Raw genomic sequence first — 18,533 nt, 5'->3', positions numbered from 1 at the left:
AGTTACAATGTCACAAAATCTATATCGACAATCCCAATTAAGATAACTCTATCTAGTCAAAATAGTCTCAACAGGTGCGGGATCGGGGTAATACCAATTCCATCCCCAACCTGAATAATATGGATAACCATAATAATTCCAAGGCCCCGGGCCATAAGGCATCAATACTCGCTGAACAACTTTCCAGCGTTGATAGCCCATCGCATTAATCACAACATAATCGTAATCCGCACAACCAATTTTTCCCTTTTTCAATCCCACTATCGGACCTACGACAGTGACATAATTTCCTTTAAAATCGTCAGGATCAAGGAAATCATTAATATAAACATAGATACGGCCAAGGGAAGGATCATCTAGCTCTGGGCTGGCATCCGATGCTAATGGCAATGATGATATTTCCAGACGAGTACGGTGATTTTCATTCACAACACCAAGCACCTTGCCGCCGAATCGCCCTTCCTGACCGATAAACAGCTCAGGCGTACTCTTAACAGAAAGTAGATCTTGAACAGGTGTTGGCGACGTTCCTTTTACTGAATCAGGAACGGTGATACAGCCTGTAAGCATTACAGCACCTAACAAAATTAGCGCTTTAATACTCGTCCGGTAGTTTATTACTCTTAACATAACCACCTTCTCCTGAAAATTGTCCCAATCATGATGCTTAAAATAACTCTATCTATTTGATACTCTCTTTTACTACAAGTTTCATCAACCGATGCTTAACGACCGGGTAATTTTTTCCAAGTAACTTCATTACGCAAGTATACCGGTTCAGCATGTTCTACGGCCGTCATCTCACCGTTTTGCCACATCTGTATCGCCAGAGGTAACATATCTTCAGCATGAGGTAATGTGATACTGCTATCAGTTAGCGTTAAATGACTTGCCATCAACTGAGGATAAGCCTGCCAGCCAGTCCCAGCAACTACCCAATCGCCATTCAATGAAGCCATGAATGCCTGCACCTGTTCCGGCCTCAACACAGCTTCTGTTTCACTTCCTTGCCATTCACCTTGCTGATTACGGATATATTTCCCCCAGTAAACTTCCCCCATCCGAGCATCAATGGCAGTTAATACCTGAGTTGCACCTGACAGACGAAAAACACCTTGAGCCATTGCATTGAGCGTTGACACACCAATCACCGGCAGTTCAGCCCCCAGAGCCAAGCCCTGAGCAATACCGACACCAATACGTACACCGGTAAAACTACCCGGCCCACGGCCAAAAGCTAAAGCGTCAAGCTGCTGTAAACTCATCCCGGCTTCTGCCAGAACAGATTGAACCATAGGTAAAATACGTTGTGTGTGTTCACGTGGAGAAATTTCAAACTGCGCCAAAACGGCGCCATCATTCCAAAGAGCAACAGAACAGGCTTCCGTTGCAGTATCAATAGCCAGAATTCGTACAGGCATGCCTTAAGCACCTCGGCAAGAAATATAATCCAAAATAAGGCGCTATTTTATCATAACCCTGTCGATTTTACTCAGATTGCCGGGCTTGCAGGAAAGCGACTGCTTTCGTTAAATCTCGGGTTCGTGGCGAAGGTGGCAAACTATTTAAAAACACCTCACCATATGGACGCATCACTAAACGATTATCACAAATGACAACAACGCCATAATCATCAATATCACGAATAAGCCGCCCGACACCTTGTTTTAAGCTAATAACCGCGTCCGGCAACTGAACTTCATTAAATGCATCACCGCCTCTCAGTTGGCAATCTTCAATACGGGCTTTTAGCAGTGGATCATCCGGTGCCGTAAAGGGCAATCTATCGATAATGACACAGGAAAGCGCCTCGCCGCGCACATCAACACCTTCCCAAAAACTGCTGGTTGCCACCAATAAAGCGTTGCCGGCGGCAATAAATTGCGAAAGTAGCTGACCTTTGCTGGTTTCACCTTGAACCAAAACCGGCAATGTCATGTTGGCACGGAACTCTTCAGCCAGACTGCGCATCATCTGGTGTGAAGTACATAAAAAGAAACATCGACCGCGATTGGCTTCAATGAGTGGTTTGAGCATCTCTGCCAACCATTTTGCACTACCAGGCTGATTTGGTGATGGTAGATGACGGGGAACGCAAAGTAGTGTCTGACGTTGATAATCAAATGGACTTGGCAGTAATAACGTTTTCGCCTCTTTTAAACCCAACCGCTCAGTGAAGTGGGAAAGTTGCTCATTAACCGAGAGTGTAGCTGAGGTGAACACCCAACAACCTGATTGCTCATTAATTATCTCACTAAATTTATCGGCCACAGACAGCGGTGTGAGTGCTAAAAGAAAATGGCGACCATAACTTTCAAACCAATAGCTATAACCGGGGATAGTCACCTCTTTCAAACGTTTAAGACGATTACGATAAATTGTTGCCCTTTCAAATGCCGCATCCAACATGACTGAACGCCCTAAAGATAATTTCATCACGTCATAACAAAGCTCAAGCGCATCATCAAGCAATACTAATGCTCTCTGGACTTGCGGATTTTGCAATAACTCCCGCAAATTACCCCGATAACCGTTCTCTCCCAACGCTAACCGGAAATCTTGCGTACTCTGACTCAGGCGATCCGCGCTCTTTTGTAATTGAACTTGATCCCGGACTTCCGTGCGATACGCCATAGTGATGTCTCTGGAGAGATCCATCAGTTGGCGGCTACTTAATTGCTGACCAAAATATTGACTGGCGATATCAGGGATTTGATGTGCCTCATCAAATATTTTGACTTCCGCTTGCGGGATCAACTCCCCAAATCCCGTTTCTTTCACGACCATATCCGCCATAAACAGATGATGGTTAACAACAATAACATCCGCCTCCATTGCCCGGCGACGAGCTTTGAGAACAAAGCATTCCTGATAACGCGGACAATCACTACCCAAGCAGTTATCGTTCGTACTGGTTACCAACGGCCAAACCTGGCTATCTTCCGCTACTTGGTGACAAGTACTGATATCACCCTCTTCAGTTTGTGAAGACCAGCCTCTTAGCCGAACAATATCTGACAAAATTTCCGCATCTAATTGTCCACCACCAAAAGAGTGCTGTTCCAACCGTTCCAAGCACAGATAATTTGCACGACCTTTCAACAACGCCAGTTTACCAGTGAAATTAATCGCTTCAGCGACGGTCGGTAAATCACGATTATAGAGCTGATCCTGTAATGCTTTAGAACCTGTGGAAATGATAACTTTCTGCCCAAAGCGTAACGCGGGTGCTAAATAGGCAAATGTCTTACCTGTTCCCGTACCTGCTTCCACGACCAATTGTTGATGGTTTTTAATCGCACACTCAATAGCCACCGCCATTTCTCTTTGAGCATCACGGGGTTTAAAGCCTGTTATTGCTTTAGCAAGGGCGCCATTTTTCGCAAAATCGTCTGACACAAATCGTCTCTTTCAATAGAATGGATGGAGATTATGCCAATAGTATGTTCTGATCACCACCCAAAATCAGGCAGATAGTCATTCACAGAAAGGAGTATCCATGACAATTGAACGCATTGATCCACAGGATCGCTGGTCTGAAGCGGTAGTTTACAATAAAACCATTTACTACACCGCCGTACCGGAAAATCTGGATGGTGATATTACTGAGCAAACAGCGAATACACTGGCCGCTATTGATATTATGTTACAGCGGCTCGGCTCTGATAAAAGCAAAATTATCGACGCCACTATTTTTCTGGCTGATGGAAAAGAGTTTGCTGGCATGAATGCCGCCTGGGATGCATGGGTTGTTGCAGGAAGCGCGCCAGTACGCTGCACAGTTGAAGCTAAACTAATGAACCCTAAATACAAAGTCGAAATAAAAGTTATCGCAGGTATTTAATATTAATTTTGGGATATTCACCATCACCTACATTTATATTTTAATTATATGGAGGTTATTCAGAATATCCCAATAGATGTTATTAATGTAAATAAGATATAATTTTCTCCATTAATTTAGTTACAATAACATTTTAAAATAAAATATTAATTAACATTTTCATGAGCTATATTATCCATTATTCCAAGTGGGGTATTATAAATCCAACAATTCTAACCTTCCTCCTATGCCTTGAACTATAAGATGTGACCATTATAATGCTCATCTAATATTGACATTCTTATTTTGACAAACCATGACAATGACCATTATAGTGGTCAGCAAGGCCATCAATGACCACTATAATGGTCATAAGGAGGGAGTATGTTAAAACATAGAGCCTATTCAAAATTCTCCAAAGAAGCAGTCATGTTACTTGGAGAACAAATCAAGTTAGGTAGAAAACAGCGCCATTGGTCAGAAAAGAATTTGGCAGAACGTGCTGGTATATCCAGAACCACGCTACAAAAAATTGAAAATGGGGATATGGGTTGCTCCATAGGATTAGCATTTGAGCTGGCCAACCTTGTAGGTATCAACTTGTTTGACAATGATAAATTTCCTATCTCAACACGTATAGAACAAACAAGAGGTAAATTAGTTTTATTACCACGGCGTATTCAGGAAGAAAAGAGAGAGGTATACGATGATTTCTAACAACAAAAAGATTGTTTAGTCCCAACATTTGATGGCTAGTTATGAAAAATTTGCCGAGATTATACGATATCGTTTCACTAATCCTCAGAAAACATCAGAAGAATTATTTTCACGATTAACCCCTGCTTATGATATATGTCCTCAAGGTAGATCGGGTAATGAAGCATCTCAAGCAATGCTAATAGTCGGAAATAAAAATCTAAGTCAATTACAAACTTGTTTGGAAACTGCGTATAACTTTAATATTTCAGAGCAAAAAGCAAAAGAAATATTTAACAAACAAATATCAATAATCCAAGATAATTGGAATAGTATCTGCGAAGAAGCTGAATTAAGTGAAATAGATAAGAAATTGCTCTGGCATAGACAATTTTTAAATCCATTTTCCATAGCTTTTTGAGAATCTTAGAAACCTGCACATAAATTTATTATAACGGGCCAAAATACCTACTTTATTTTAGCAATAGCCCTTAATGATTCATTTTTGAAATATATATTATGTTTGAGTTTCTGACAATATTCTGGTGATCAATGTAAATAAAATAGTTTCCAATATTGCTTATCACAAATAGCGTTAATTTCATCTGGCAGAGTTAACTCACCAAATGGATTTTCTATTATTTACCTTTTCAAGGTTGAATTATACTTATGTGTCGTCCATACTTTCTAATAAGCACATCAGTGTCGATCCACTGTTTAGTGAATATAAACAAGGTCTAATCTTCAATAACTCTTATCACTTGGTATGGAGCATTCTATGGATGTCTGTTCAGGTTGTAATGATTCCCTTCATGATTCAGTTGTTGCGGAAGTAAAAGGCAAGATCTACAAAAGTTGCCCATGTTGTTCCGCCTCAATGGGTCAACACGTTTTTTATCGCTATGAAGACTTTGGCATGAGGGATATGGGTGATGGTCGCCATATCGTTCAATCTTGGTGTCCTGGTTGCCGTTTGAAAGATGGAAATAAACCAGATATATGTTTTACCTGCTAAAAGTCGTTTTATTCATATCTGCTGGTATGCAAAATAGTTGCATACCAGCAGATAATATAAGAAATAAACAATAAAATTCGTTATTAAAAACTAAAGCGGGAGGAGTTATACAGTATTTAATCAAAATATCTGAACAGAGAAAAAAATAGTTATAAGCTGCATCAGGAACGACAAAATTAAAACAATCTCTGTAAATCATACTCCCCCCAGATTGGGTTATTCCACGGCTTAAGCCATCTTGATCATCACCATGCCCAACAACAACAAGGCAATTCCACCCCAACCTTTACAATTCAAACGCTGATTAAACATAATCCAGCCAGCAGCAACCGTCGCGATAATACCGAAAGCTCCCCATAAGGCATAAGCAATGGAAAGCTCAATTCCCTTTACTGCCTGAGCAAGCGCGCTGAACGCCCCAAGGACAGCAATAAGCGAGAGAACACCCATCCAAGGACGTCTAAAACCATTAGAAAGTTTCAGTAAAATATTCGCTAAAATATCCAACGCGACGGCAAGGAATAAGAACGCCGCATGCCACCATTCAAATTGTTGCAACATGTTATGCCTCCTTTATTTTACTGTTTTTAGTTGTTGCGACACTGACAGCCTTATTTGCCATCTGTTTCACTACTTCTGCCGATTTTTTAACTGCCGCTTTTCTAGTGCCGGATTTAATCAACATAATTCCTGTTATCAGCAGAGCCAAACCACCTACTTTCATCAATGACAGTGATTCATCAAACCACATGACACTAAAAACAGTAATAAATAGAATGCCGACTCCTTCCCACAAAGCGTACGCAACGCCCAATGCCACTTTTTTCACCGCCATTGCCAGCAAAATATAGGATGTGGCGATCATGATGTACATAACAGCCATGCCAACTACACCACCGGAAACGCTGGCGTGTTTCATCGATAAGGTACCGATAACTTCGGTAACAATTGCCATTGCAAGGAATAACCAATAAATCATTTTCTTTCTCCTGACCACGTAAATACGCACGCCAAGACGCAAGCTAATAAATGATCTAACCCATCCATGCATGAGATGAGAAATAATAACCTGACGTTTTGACGAAATAGAAATACCGGTTGAGAACCGGTTAACAGGAGTCAGACGCTATAATGCACCACACCAGTAATGCTCACTGGATAAAATGGCAGAAAGGAAAAGCACGTGGGTGGAACTTTGAAACTTGACGCTTTTGGCGCTGTTCATGATATCTCATTCTTTCATCGCACCGATATTCCGCGCGATATACGAAGAATCCTCATAAATAGTGTTAGTGTTCCTATTACTTCTACCATACGAAATAATAGAAAGCAACCACTCAATTTTGCTCATTTTTTATCTGATAAACAGAGTTGAATCAAAAAAACAGAATTGATATCAACATAAGCTGATACCTTGTTGATAACAACCCAAGCCGCTTACAGCGCGGCTTGAGCTTCAACAGAAAGGTTTGTCGATTACTCAAACTCATTCCACGAACGACCGTCGCGAGTGATCATAGCAACAGAAGCAACCGGCCCCCATGTTCCCGCCTGATAAGGCTTAGGCGCATCATTATCCGCCGTCCATGCATTCATAATAGAATCAACCCATTTCCAAGCTTCTTCCACCTCATCACGACGAACAAATAGCGCCTGAATACCCCGCATAGCTTCCAGCAACAATCTCTCATAAGCATCTGCCAATGAAATATGGTTAAACGTTTCAGAGAAACTCAGATCCAGCTTAGTAGTTTGCAAACGATGCTTGTGCTCCAGGCCCGGGGCTTTGTTCAGAACTTCGATATCAATACCTTCATCCGGTTGCAGACGAATCGTCAGTTTGTTCTGCGGTAGTTGCTGATAAGATTCAGAGAACAAATTCAGCGCGGGCTTTTTGAAATACACCACCACCTCGGAACATTTCGTTGGCAGACGTTTACCCGTCCTCAGATAGAAGGGAACCCCTGCCCAACGCCAGTCGTCAATATCGACGCGGATAGAGACAAAAGTTTCCGTCCGGCTGGACTTGTTCGCCCCCTCTTCCTCCAGATACCCCGGTACCTTGTGCCCCTGAACAAAACCGGCGGTGTATTGACCGCGTACTGTTTTCTCCCGCACATTCGTGTGATCAATACGACGCAGAGAACGCAATACTTTTACTTTTTCATCACGGATACGGTCCGTCGTCAGATCTGCCGGAGGAGACATAGCAATCATGGTCAGTATTTGCAACAGGTGATTCTGAATCATATCGCGCATTTGCCCAGCTTGGTCAAAATAACCCCAACGGCCTTCAATACCGACTTCTTCAGCTACCGTAATTTGTACATGATCAATTGTCCGGTGATCCCAGTTATTCACAAACAGAGAATTGGCAAACCGCAATGCTAATAGATTCAATACAGTTTCTTTACCCAGATAATGGTCGATACGATAAACCTGACGCTCATTGAAATATTTTGCCACTTCATCATTAATAGCTCTGGATGATTCAAGATCGGTGCCCAAAGGTTTTTCCATCACAACCCGATTTGGCTCTTTATTTAACCCAGCAAGGCCCAATCCGTGACAAACCGAACCAAAAGTACTGGGCGGCATGGCAAAATAGTGAATTGCAGGCTGGTGCTCTTGATTAAGAATCGCTTTCAGTTTGGCAAAGTCTTCCTTTTGATTAACATCCAGATTGCAGAACGCCAAACGTTCACTCAATGTCTTCCATAACTCTGGATCTAATTTTTCCGGCAAAAACGTATTTAAAGCTTCTTCAACAACCTTGGTATACGCCTTTTTATCCCAATCAGCCCGGCCAACACCGATAATCCGGGTTTTTGGGTGGATATAACCCGCTTTCTCAAGCTGATAAAGGGAAGGCAATAATTTCCGGCGAGCCAAATCCCCTTTAGCGCCAAAAATGACTAAATCACAAGCCTGAGCTGTAGAAGTAACCGCCATATGTATCTCCTCATTGCGGGATATTGTAATTTTGTTACAGCATTAACCAATAATGTACTCTTTTGACTATGGCGCGTAAACAGCGATAACGAATAACCACGACTCCATGTTAACAATATGTTTTACCTATGATAAAAATGTGATAGTTTTATGTAACTTTACAACGTTTATGAAAGATAATTACCAATGTGAAAGTTAGACACTTGTCATACTTTTATGAAAAACATTAAATTATTGTGACTTCCTACTGCCAGCTTCAATTTGCTAATAGTATATTTTCATAAAAATTTATATAGATTTCTCCTCTGAATGAAATCGTCAAAACCACAGGTAACTGCGTTTTATGAATACACTGGAACGAGTCCAAAATAGTATCGAATTCTTGAGTAAGTCAGAAAAAAAAGTGGCGCAGATAATCCTAGCTTCACCACAAACTGCAATTCATGCCAGTATCGCAACGCTGGCAAAAATGGCGGAAGTCAGTGAACCCACAGTTAATCGTTTTTGCCGCCGTCTGGATACTAAAGGTTTTCCCGATTTCAAACTTCATCTAGCCCAAAGTCTTGCCAATGGCACGCCTTACGTAAATCGCAATGTTGAAGAGAGCGATACAGTGAGTGCCTACACCAATAAAATATTTGAATCGGTAATGGCAACTCTGGATACCGTCAAAAACAATTTGGATATCACAGCTATTAACCGAGCTGTCGATTTACTGACTCAAGCCCGGAAAATCTCATTTTTTGGCTTAGGGGCTTCCGCGGCCGTCGCCCATGACGCAATGAATAAATTTTTCCGGTTCAACATTCCCGTTATCTATTTTGATGACATTGTGATGCAACGGATGAGCTGTATTAACAGTGCCGAAGGTGATGTCGTCGTACTCATTTCCCATACCGGCAGAACTAAAAGCCTGGTGGAAGCAGCACAACTTGCGCGAGAAAATGATGCGACAGTTATCGCAATTACCTCCCAAGATTCTCCCCTCGCCCACGGAGCAACGCTCGCCATTCTTCTGGACGTCCCGGAAGATACGGATATTTATATGCCAATGGTCTCAAGAATCGCTCAATTAACCGTTATTGATGTTTTAGCTACGGGTTTTACCCTACGCCGTGGTTCAAAATTCAGAGATAATTTGAAAAGAGTCAAAGAAACGCTACGAAATTCACGCTTTGATAAAATTAACCTTCCCCCGACCTGAAAATAATCCTCTCGCTATACCCTATGGATTTCAAGATGCATCGCGACGGCAAGGGAGCGAATCCCCGGGAGCATAGCAAACTATGTGACCGGGGTGAGTGAGCGCAGCCAACAAAGAGGCAACTTGAAAGATAACGGGTATATTAGGCTGACTCGCAACAATTGCGTAGTCAGCGATCGTTTATAGCTTATTGAGCGTCGGTAAATAGTCTGCATTAGCCGAAATAAGCGAGAAATTACAGAATTATAGCAATAAAATCCCATTTCATTGAATCAATTCAATAAAGTAATGAAAATTTAAAATGTAAAAGTTAAATTAGGAGATATTATAAAAAATTACCGAAAGAAATAGAAAGCAGGAAGAAAAAATAATTTTCAAATGTTGAATATAAATCATTTAGATATTTATCCGATCAATAGTTTCGTATTTTTTATTTCCACCCATTATACAAAAACTATTATCCCCTTAAGTTATAAGAATAATTCATTATGCTTTTTACGAACTAAACTATTATTGACATATACTAGTGAAAATTAATTTTTCAATAATTCAACATGCTGCTTATAAACGCTATTATTTAATCTGAGGAAAATATATGAACCCCAAGAATGATTTTAAAGCTTTTTCTATTGGTAACAATGCTAATGTTGTCAGTCAAGAAGCCTATGAAGAAAGCCGAAGTTTGAAAACTGGGTTCCCCCCAAGTGATATCACTATTCATGTGCTAAACAAAGTATTACGTCAGTCATCAACTATATCCTCTGTCGTCGCTAATTTTATCGCTACCCAATCTGGCAATGATATTCTGGATGATGGCGATATAGCTAAACTTATTGCTCAATTAAATAGAGCGTTAGAACAAAAAATTACAACAACAGTGCCAAGTGCCTCATTAACACAACAAGGCGTTATTCAACTCACAGACAATACAGGCAACAGTAATACCCTTGCAGCAACGCAGAAGCTTGTTTCTGATGTCAATCAGAATGCGAATAACCGGCTGGCAAAAGACCAAAACGGCGCAGACATTCCTGATAAAGATGCTTTTGTGAGAAACCTCAGTTTGTTTGAAAAACTGATCCCGGTAGGGGTACCACTCCCCTGGCCGACTGCCACCCCACCAGAAGGATGGGCACAATGTAACGGCGCTTCTTTTGATAAAACAAAATATCCGAAATTAGCGCAAGCCTATCCTAATGGAGTATTACCCGATTTACGTGGTGAATTTATTCGTGGTTGGGATAGTTGGCGTGGTATTGACAACGGACGTAGTATATTGAGTTTTCAATATGATGCGTTCAAAAGGCATAATCATAGTATTTCTACCACTAACAGCGATCAAACCTCTCTTCAATATCCAGACCCCGTGCGTGGCGGTATGCATGGCGATCCTAATGATCGAGGCGGCTTAGGGGAATATAAATCTATTGGGATGAATGGTGATAATGAAACACGTCCTAGGAATGTGGCGTTTAATTATATTATAAGGACGGCCTAATGAATAAAACTGCACTGGACAGAAATAATATGTCCATTAGCATCTTTTCAGATGTTGAATATAAATGGTTTAGATATTTATCTGATAAAATACTTTCGGGCTTTTATTTCCACCCATTATACATAAACAATTAACCTCCTAAGTTATAAGGACACTTTATTATGATTTTTCCTAGCTAAACTATTATTAAAATGGATTTATGGAAATTATTTTTACAATAATTTAATACATTGATTATAAAATCACATTACTTAACTTGAGGATAATGTATGAGTACCAAAAATGATTTTAAGGCTTTTTCTATTAGTAATAACGCTAATGTAATTAGCCAAGAAAGATATGAACAAGATCAGAGTTTGAAGACTGGATTTCCACCAGAAAATATTACTACTCATTTACTAAACAAAGTATTACGTCAGTCATCAACCGTATCCTCTGTCATAGCTGATTTTATCGCGACACAATCTGGCAATGATGTTCTGGATGATGGTGATATAGCTAAACTCACTACCCAATTAAATAGAGCATTAGAACAAAAAATCACAACAAAAGTGCCAAGCGCCTCATTAACACAACAAGGCGTTATTCAACTCACAGACCAAACAGGCAACAGTAATACCCTTGCGGCAACACAAAAGCTTGTTTCTGACATCAATCAGAATGCAAATAATCGGCTGGCAAAAGACCAAAACGGCGCAGACATTCCTGATAAAAATACGTTTGTGAAGAATCTTGGCTTAATCGAAACCATTATTAATGCCCAATATCCTGTAGGAATTGTGATTTGGTTCGCTCAAAACAAAAACCCCAATGTATTATTTCCAGGCACTGCATGGGAATATATTGGTGAAAATAAAACAGTTCGGTTAGCTAGCACCGATGGTTCTGATCTTTTATCAACCGGCGGCAGCGATTCAATAAGTCTGACAACGGCACAAATGCCTGCACATAATCATGCATTCTCTGGAACAACGAGCACATTTGATTACGGCACCAAAACCACTAATACCACTGGAGCTCACCATCATGATAGTGGCTGGGGTGAAGCTTGGGGTGGGCGTTACGGCTATTACGACGACTCTAGAAACAATATAGGGTCATCAACAGTGCCAGATAATGACAACTACAAATACAACACCAGCACTGATGGCGCTCATTCTCATACGGTATCAATAGGATCACACAACCATACAATTTCAGGTAATACCGGAGATTCTGGCAGCAATGCAGCGATTTCAATTACCAATTCATATATTAAGTTGATGGGATGGTATCGAAAAGCATAAGACCCAGCATCCCCCAGACCGCTGACAAATCTCACTTAAATAACTGTCTCTTGATCATAAACCTGACTTAAGAGACAGTACCAACTCGCCCTGCTCAAGGAGCACCTGTCATTTACCTACTTTTACCTACTTTACCGCATACCTATCCTGGACGTTTCACCTCTTCCAGCCCCAAGTATTGCCAGATTCCAGTAAACCTAATCACTACCACTTTCATTACCAAAACCTCTAGAGCCATTAGATTATTGATAAATCGGCAACAAATCGTGATAGGATAGAAATGCGGCAATAAATATCCGTTAAAAATGGTTAACTGATTCGCTAGGGCATAGCGATTGTGTAAAACGTTCCCCCTGTCGTTCCCCTATAGTTGACAACGGTCAATGGGCACTACAGCGAAAAGTATCATGATAAGTTGATACGGGTCACAAAAGTAATCTATAAACAGCCTTGATAGTTGGATTGCCGAAGAGTTTTTTTACTCGTTTTATAGGATAATTAATAGATTATTGATTATTTTTATATAACCAATACCAGTACTCACAGGTCAACGGAGTAACACATGTCCAGACGGCTCAGAAGAACTAAGATTGTTACTACACTTGGTCCGGCTACCGACCGCGATAATAATCTTGAAAAGATTATTGCTGCGGGTGCAAACGTAGTCCGCCTCAACTTTTCCCACGGTACCGCCGAAGATCATCTCCAGCGAGCCAACAAAGTCCGCGAGATTGCAGCCCGCCTGGGGCGCCATGTCGCTATTCTTGGCGATCTTCAAGGGCCTAAAATCCGCGTATCAACGTTTAAAGAGGGCAAAATTTTCCTGAATGTCGGAGATAAATTTCTGCTTGATGCCAATCTTGGTAAAGGCGAAGGCGATAAGGAGAAAGTCGGTATTGATTACAAAGGATTGCCCACGGATGTTGTACCGGGTGATATTTTGTTGCTGGATGATGGACGTGTTCAACTCAAAGTATTAGAAGTTCAGGGTATGAAAGTCTTCACGGAAGTCACTGTAGGCGGCCCGCTATCTAACAATAAGGGCATTAATAAACTGGGCGGTGGATTATCCGCGGAAGCCCTAACCGAAAAAGACAAAGAAGATATTATTACGGCGGCCAGAATCGACGTTGATTACCTTGCCGTCTCTTTCCCCCGCACCGGAGAGGATCTTAATTATGCTCGTCGTCTGGCGCGAGACGCGGGCTGTGAAACGCAGATCGTGGCGAAAGTTGAACGCGCAGAAGCCGTTAGCAGTGATAAAACCATTGATGAAATCATTCTAGCTTCTGATGTCGTCATGGTTGCTCGTGGTGACCTTGGTGTAGAAATCGGCGATCCAGAGTTGGTTGGCGTTCAGAAAAAATTAATTCGCCGCGCCCGTCAACTAAATCGTGTAGTGATTACCGCGACTCAGATGATGGAATCTATGATCACCAACCCAATGCCTACTCGTGCAGAAGTGATGGATGTGGCAAACGCCGTTCTCGATGGCACTGACGCCGTGATGCTCTCCGCTGAAACCGCAGCGGGCCAATACCCTGCCGAAACGGTTGCCGCAATGGCGCGAGTCTGTCTCGGAGCAGAAAAAATGCCCGGCCTCAATGTATCAAAACATCGGCTAGACACCACTTTTGACAGTATCGAAGAAGCCATTGCGATGTCTACCATGTACGCGGCAAACCACCTAAATGGAGTTAAAGCCATTATCGCCATGACTGAATCAGGCCGCACCACTCGTATCATGTCTCGCATCAGTTCTGGTCTCCCTATATTCTCTATGTCCCGTCATGAGAAAACCTTAAACCAAACGGCACTTTACCGTGGCGTTACACCGGTTTATTGCAGTAGTCATACTGACGGCATTACCGCGGCCAATGAAGCGGTTAATCGTCTGCGTGATAAAGGTTATCTGGTTTCCGGCGACCTTGTTCTGGTCACTCAAGGTGATCAGATGGGGACAATTGGCAGTACTAACACCTGCCGTATTCTTGAAGTGGAATAAAACGTTACAACATTTTGCGCCAAACTTGCGGAGAATTCCGTTAGATCGAAAAAACGGGCGCATTCCGCTTAATCCAACGGCAACTCGACGGTAAAATAAGTTTTTACCGTCTTTTATAGCTTTTCTATGACTCTGATTGCTGATAATGATGAATCCTTTACCTCAAAAGGATAATTTTAATCTATTCTAATATTTTATTATGGAAATATTTCAATTATATATAATGAAGACGCAATGTTAAATTTAGATTAAATCCACTTTCCTCAAGCATAGTAATAATAACGACTTAGATATATTATCATGCCGAAAGATTTCATTTCTTCAAAATAAATTTTCCTAATACATCTAAAAATTGAGATCTATTACTCTATGGATTTCAAGATATATCGCGACGGCAAGGGAGAAAATCCCTTTCCATATGGATATAAAACAAGAAATTTCCTGATGATATATTTTCATTGGAAAGAAATCGTCAATCATTCATCATCTGAAAATGTGAGTAGAAAATATCATACAAACCATATCCATTGAAACTAACAAAAACCAAGAATTACTAAATCCACTTGTTACATCATGTAAAGGAACAGAGCTTTCGATTACAGAAAAAGCCCTAGATGAACTAGCGAATAAGGCTGAAATCCCTGAAATTACTGCCTGGAATTGGATAAAAAAATTCCCTATCTAATTCAAATAAGGTAGCTATTAAGCTTCCATTATATGATGCACTTAAAAGATTTAGTCTACATATTCTGGATTAAATCATAAAAAGCAAAAAATCATATTGACAACCATTTAGCATAGTATTATTAATTAAACGTTGATATCAGCATTTTCCATATGGAAACACCACATTTCCTGATAATATATTCCTATTAGAAGGAAATAATTAATCACCTAAAAAAATAAAGCGGAAATTATCATGCATAATACCTCAATTATAAACTGTACAACTCAAGAAGCACTGAATTCTCTTGCTGCATCATTCAAAGATACCGAGCTCTCAATTACTGAAAGAGCACTGGATGAATTGAACAACAAACCAAAGATCCCTGAAATCACAGCCTGGAACTGGTCAAAGAGCTTCCAAGAAATTTAAATCCTGTTCCATTAGGTTATTTTCCTGTAACAATCATACCTATTGGGATAAACAATCTATTAGTTCAATTAAAATAAAAATTTTTTGAACTCTAACCATAGGGTAATCCTATGAGTTGTTCTGGATTACCCTAAATAGTTTCATTACGTGAGTATACCCTATGGATTTCAAGATGCATCGCGACGGCAAGGGAGAGAATCCCCGGGAGCATAGCAAACTATGTGACCGGGGTGAGCGAGCGCAGCCAACAAAGAGGCAACTTGAAGGATAACGGGTATATAATAATTTTAACAATATAGATGAATACCTTCACCCTTAAAGTAAATTTTATCTTTCTCTAAAAGATGAAATATATTCACTGGATTAAATTTTTTCATCGCGACATATAAATATAATGGATTTCAGTAACTCAAAAGAGTAAGAATATAAGAAAAAACTAATATTGACAGAAAAAACATTTTTGCTGGATCTTTATGCAGGTTATGTGAAATACTCAAGAACAAAGAGTCAGTATCTAAACATCATACCTCAAAATCCATTTTGCAAATTCACCTTGCTAAGTAAGGAACGGCAACCACAAATGAACGCTATTAACATCTCAAAATCCATGAAGCGTTTCAATATCTCGGTATCGGTACTCTCCGTATCAATAGCGATATTAGCCATTTATTTACTTTCCACCGCCTTCTATTCAGATGCTCAAATTGATAACTATTATCAACATAATGACAACCTTTACCGGATAGAAACCACCTTTAATTTACCCAACGGAGAAAAAGTCAGATCAGCACAATCGCCATTACCACTCATAGACGAACTAAAAAAGGATGAGAGAATAAACCACATAGACTACCTTTTCAAACTTAACACTACTGTTGAGTCACAAGGAAAAAAAATAGCGAAAGTTCCCGTGTTCGCGGTAAGTCATGAATTCCTGAACACCCTATCTCCCTTTAAGAAAGCGGATACTAACCTAGGCGCAAACGAAATTTATATCACAAAAGATTTCAATAACCGCTATCTCGGCCTGGATAATCCCAAAGGAAAATCTATAATTCTAGATAATGAGACCTATACCATTAAGGATATCGTAGAAAAACGCCATGATTCGAGTATCAATATAGATGCAATTATTTCATTTAAACCAACGCTTATCAAAAACCACAATCAAGAAATATTCAATTGGTATGATACCCATGCTTATATTTTTATAAAATTCGCTAATGAAAAGACAATATCCAACCCTAATGCGCTGCTCAACAATATTATTGAAACTAAAGCGCCAAATCTTCCAGGTGCACCATTTACTGCTAAAGAATTTATTCATTTATCATTAAAAAAATTAAAAGATATTCATTACCAAGACGGATTGCCTGACGAAATCTCTATCGGTTTATCAAAGGAGATAATTTATAGCTCATATATTGCATTCGCATTCATCTTATTTTCCGCATTAACAAACTATTACAATTTAACTTCTGCTGATTCATCAGAAAAAAGGGATATTTATCAGTTAAAGAAAGCACTAGGCGCTTCCACTTTCAATATCATCTGCGATTCATTACCAACCATGCTAATTAGGATGATATTTTCAACCCTTATTTTCTTACTGCTTACCATCACTATATTCAACTTTTTTCTTTATATAAAGAACATATTTACCCTATTAGAGCCAAGCAGCTTAATATATCTAGGGCTATTTTCCATTATTATGACTTTCATTCTTATTTCGTCAATACATTTTTCATTCTCATTACGCTTCTATATTTACCAGAGAAATAGAAAAATGGATATGAGATATGAATCAACACTTGCCTCTTGGTTTAAAAAATCATCATTAGCTATTCAATTACTTGTTTCTGGAGTATCTATCTATTTAGTCACGGGATTATATAATCAATATATTCACCTTGTTGATTTACATACACCCTATGACAATATCAAGACAATATCAGTAGAAATTAATAATGATAACAGTAAGAAATTAACGATTAATGAATTAAGTTATAATCTTGTTAATCAATATGATACGTCAAAAATAACGTTAAGTAATTGGCGTCCATTTGATATGTCGAGAGAAAACATCACCATTTATTATTCTGGTCAACAAAGCAAAAACAATTATATCTCTTCAAATGTTATTACTGCGGACGAAAATTTTACCGATGTCTGGAAAATGAAGATTTTAGCAGGTAGCGACAAACGCGTATATCAAAGCGATAATGCTGATGTCGTCAATGCATTAGTCACAAAGGAATTTTTAAAACAGAATGACATTACCCAATATGATGATATTTTCAACAACTACTATTGGTACATAATGGAGGGTAAAAAGGTCCAAATTAGATTTATTCAGATTATAGATGACTTTAATTTAGGTGCTGTAGATGAGCCCTTTAGGCCAATTGCTATTTTTATAAAGAAAGATCATGGTAAATATGCTTCTCTGAATCTCAACGAAATGAATAATCTTTCTCCAGTACTAAACAAATTGTCAGAACAAGGTTTTGATAAAAATGAAATTTATTTAACCAGCCACTTATTCGATTCTTATTACGATAATTATCTAAAAGTAATAAAATTATCATCTGCTGTTGCTATTTTTTCTATCCTATTATTGATTATAGCCTGCTTTACTACCAGTATGACTGATTTTAATTATATGAGAAGAGAATTAAGTATAATGGAATCTATCGGTGGTTCTGTTTATACAAACCTCATCCATTTTTTATCGAAAAGCGTCGTCCCTATTATCACGTCAATTTTCGTAGCGTATCTACTAGGAAGAACGGTTTTGATTTATCTACTTGATGAATATAGTGTCATTTACACTGACTCTTTTGTATACAGTGCTCTCGCTCTATCTGCGACAATGATATTCACCATCATTATAATGATCACGACCTATTTGTTGAATTATAGAAAATTATCTGCTAATAAATTTTTATGAGATTAATC

General features: G+C 39.5%; 17 protein-coding genes. 11 read left to right on the top strand and 6 right to left on the bottom strand.

The features are described 5' to 3' along the window. Positions 1–48: 48 nt before the first annotated feature. The 3 genes from Phpb_RS19270 to yoaA all read right to left on the bottom strand — a co-directional run bounded on the left by Phpb_RS19270 (position 49) and on the right by yoaA (position 3,399). Positions 49–630: a Slp family lipoprotein gene (locus tag Phpb_RS19270; protein ID WP_065391770.1), complete on the bottom strand. Its 582-nt coding sequence runs from the start codon at positions 628–630 to the stop codon at positions 49–51. A gap of 95 nt (positions 631–725) precedes the next feature. Continuing rightward, the gene (tsaB, locus tag Phpb_RS19265) at positions 726–1,421 is read right to left on the bottom strand and encodes a tRNA (adenosine(37)-N6)-threonylcarbamoyltransferase complex dimerization subunit type 1 TsaB (protein WP_065391769.1); all 696 of its coding nucleotides are present in this window, start codon (positions 1,419–1,421) and stop codon (positions 726–728) included. Positions 1,422–1,488: 67 nt separating this feature from the next. Then, positions 1,489–3,399 (bottom strand): DNA repair helicase YoaA, encoded by a 1,911-nt coding sequence (yoaA, locus tag Phpb_RS19260; protein WP_065391768.1) that lies wholly within the window; start codon positions 3,397–3,399, stop codon positions 1,489–1,491. Positions 3,400–3,499: 100 nt separating this feature from the next. On the opposite strand from yoaA, the gene Phpb_RS19255 reads away from it, so the two are divergent. From Phpb_RS19255 to Phpb_RS19240, 4 genes are all read left to right on the top strand, one after another. Beyond that, complete coding sequence (locus tag Phpb_RS19255; RefSeq protein WP_065391767.1) at positions 3,500–3,844, top strand: RidA family protein; 345 nt, start codon at positions 3,500–3,502, stop codon at positions 3,842–3,844. 363 nt (positions 3,845–4,207) lie between these two features. Further along, the gene (locus Phpb_RS19250) at positions 4,208–4,540 is read left to right on the top strand and encodes a helix-turn-helix transcriptional regulator (protein WP_065391766.1); all 333 of its coding nucleotides are present in this window, start codon (positions 4,208–4,210) and stop codon (positions 4,538–4,540) included. Between the two features lie 31 nt (positions 4,541–4,571). Further along, complete coding sequence (locus tag Phpb_RS19245; protein WP_065391765.1) at positions 4,572–4,940, top strand: hypothetical protein; 369 nt, start codon at positions 4,572–4,574, stop codon at positions 4,938–4,940. A 357-nt stretch (positions 4,941–5,297) separates the two neighbouring features. After that, complete coding sequence (locus Phpb_RS19240) at positions 5,298–5,534, top strand: hypothetical protein (protein WP_046394562.1); 237 nt, start codon at positions 5,298–5,300, stop codon at positions 5,532–5,534. Positions 5,535–5,762: 228 nt separating this feature from the next. Here the strand turns inward: Phpb_RS19240 and mdtI are convergent, their stop codons facing one another. The 3 genes from mdtI to zwf all read right to left on the bottom strand — a co-directional run bounded on the left by mdtI (position 5,763) and on the right by zwf (position 8,486). After that, a complete protein-coding gene (gene mdtI, locus Phpb_RS19235; RefSeq protein ID WP_036775564.1) occupies positions 5,763–6,095 on the bottom strand; it encodes a multidrug/spermidine efflux SMR transporter subunit MdtI in 333 nt (110 codons plus the stop codon). Position 6,096: 1 nt separating this feature from the next. Further along, positions 6,097–6,513, bottom strand: coding sequence for a multidrug/spermidine efflux SMR transporter subunit MdtJ (gene mdtJ / locus Phpb_RS19230; RefSeq protein ID WP_036806396.1), 417 nt, complete (start codon positions 6,511–6,513; stop codon positions 6,097–6,099). Positions 6,514–7,010: 497 nt separating this feature from the next. After that, positions 7,011–8,486 (bottom strand): glucose-6-phosphate dehydrogenase, encoded by a 1,476-nt coding sequence (gene zwf, locus Phpb_RS19225; protein ID WP_065391764.1) that lies wholly within the window; start codon positions 8,484–8,486, stop codon positions 7,011–7,013. A 343-nt stretch (positions 8,487–8,829) separates the two neighbouring features. Between zwf and Phpb_RS19220 the strand changes: the two genes are divergently transcribed. The 7 genes from Phpb_RS19220 (at position 8,830) to darB (ending at position 18,525) form a co-directional block, all read left to right on the top strand. Then, complete coding sequence (locus tag Phpb_RS19220) at positions 8,830–9,690, top strand: MurR/RpiR family transcriptional regulator (RefSeq protein WP_065391763.1); 861 nt, start codon at positions 8,830–8,832, stop codon at positions 9,688–9,690. A gap of 595 nt (positions 9,691–10,285) precedes the next feature. After that, positions 10,286–11,188, top strand: a complete 903-nt coding sequence (locus Phpb_RS19215) for a tail fiber protein (protein ID WP_065391762.1) — start codon at positions 10,286–10,288, stop codon at positions 11,186–11,188. A gap of 269 nt (positions 11,189–11,457) precedes the next feature. Next, positions 11,458–12,474 (top strand): tail fiber protein, encoded by a 1,017-nt coding sequence (locus tag Phpb_RS19210; protein ID WP_065391761.1) that lies wholly within the window; start codon positions 11,458–11,460, stop codon positions 12,472–12,474. Positions 12,475–13,036: 562 nt separating this feature from the next. After that, positions 13,037–14,479, top strand: coding sequence for a pyruvate kinase (pyk, locus tag Phpb_RS19205; RefSeq protein WP_065391760.1), 1,443 nt, complete (start codon positions 13,037–13,039; stop codon positions 14,477–14,479). Positions 14,480–14,987: 508 nt separating this feature from the next. Then, positions 14,988–15,164: a darobactin family peptide antibiotic gene (darA, locus tag Phpb_RS27615; protein WP_420848365.1), complete on the top strand. Its 177-nt coding sequence runs from the start codon at positions 14,988–14,990 to the stop codon at positions 15,162–15,164. Between the two features lie 234 nt (positions 15,165–15,398). Further along, on the top strand, positions 15,399–15,575 hold the full coding sequence (gene darA, locus Phpb_RS26135; RefSeq protein ID WP_165603320.1) for a darobactin family peptide antibiotic: 177 nt from the start codon (positions 15,399–15,401) through the stop codon (positions 15,573–15,575). A gap of 442 nt (positions 15,576–16,017) precedes the next feature. Next, positions 16,018–18,525, top strand: coding sequence for a darobactin export ABC transporter permease subunit (darB, locus tag Phpb_RS19200; protein ID WP_131817529.1), 2,508 nt, complete (start codon positions 16,018–16,020; stop codon positions 18,523–18,525). Positions 18,526–18,533: the final 8 nt, after the last annotated feature.

This window comes from Photorhabdus namnaonensis (genome assembly GCF_001684335.1).
In the GTDB taxonomy this organism is placed as follows: Bacteria; Pseudomonadota; Gammaproteobacteria; order Enterobacterales; family Enterobacteriaceae; genus Photorhabdus; species Photorhabdus namnaonensis.
Note: the sequence above shows the minus strand (reverse complement) of the source record. Positions and strands in the feature narration are given on the sequence as shown.

Excerpts from the sequence above, each read along its gene's own strand:
- Phpb_RS19270 (WP_065391770.1), bottom strand. The coding sequence starts at position 630 with ATGTTAAGAGTAATAAACTACCGGACGAGTATTAAAGCGCTAATTTTG.
- tsaB (WP_065391769.1), bottom strand. The coding sequence starts at position 1,421 with ATGCCTGTACGAATTCTGGCTATTGATACTGCAACGGAAGCCTGTTCT.
- Phpb_RS19255 (WP_065391767.1), top strand. The coding sequence starts at position 3,500 with ATGACAATTGAACGCATTGATCCACAGGATCGCTGGTCTGAAGCGGTA.
- Phpb_RS19250 (WP_065391766.1), top strand. The coding sequence starts at position 4,208 with ATGTTAAAACATAGAGCCTATTCAAAATTCTCCAAAGAAGCAGTCATG.
- Phpb_RS19245 (WP_065391765.1), top strand. The coding sequence starts at position 4,572 with ATGGCTAGTTATGAAAAATTTGCCGAGATTATACGATATCGTTTCACT.
- Phpb_RS19240 (WP_046394562.1), top strand. The coding sequence starts at position 5,298 with ATGGATGTCTGTTCAGGTTGTAATGATTCCCTTCATGATTCAGTTGTT.
- mdtI (WP_036775564.1), bottom strand. The coding sequence starts at position 6,095 with ATGTTGCAACAATTTGAATGGTGGCATGCGGCGTTCTTATTCCTTGCC.
- mdtJ (WP_036806396.1), bottom strand. The coding sequence starts at position 6,513 with ATGATTTATTGGTTATTCCTTGCAATGGCAATTGTTACCGAAGTTATC.
- zwf (WP_065391764.1), bottom strand. The coding sequence starts at position 8,486 with ATGGCGGTTACTTCTACAGCTCAGGCTTGTGATTTAGTCATTTTTGGC.
- Phpb_RS19220 (WP_065391763.1), top strand. The coding sequence starts at position 8,830 with ATGAATACACTGGAACGAGTCCAAAATAGTATCGAATTCTTGAGTAAG.
- Phpb_RS19215 (WP_065391762.1), top strand. The coding sequence starts at position 10,286 with ATGAACCCCAAGAATGATTTTAAAGCTTTTTCTATTGGTAACAATGCT.
- Phpb_RS19210 (WP_065391761.1), top strand. The coding sequence starts at position 11,458 with ATGAGTACCAAAAATGATTTTAAGGCTTTTTCTATTAGTAATAACGCT.
- pyk (WP_065391760.1), top strand. The coding sequence starts at position 13,037 with ATGTCCAGACGGCTCAGAAGAACTAAGATTGTTACTACACTTGGTCCG.
- darA (WP_165603320.1), top strand. The coding sequence starts at position 15,399 with ATGCATAATACCTCAATTATAAACTGTACAACTCAAGAAGCACTGAAT.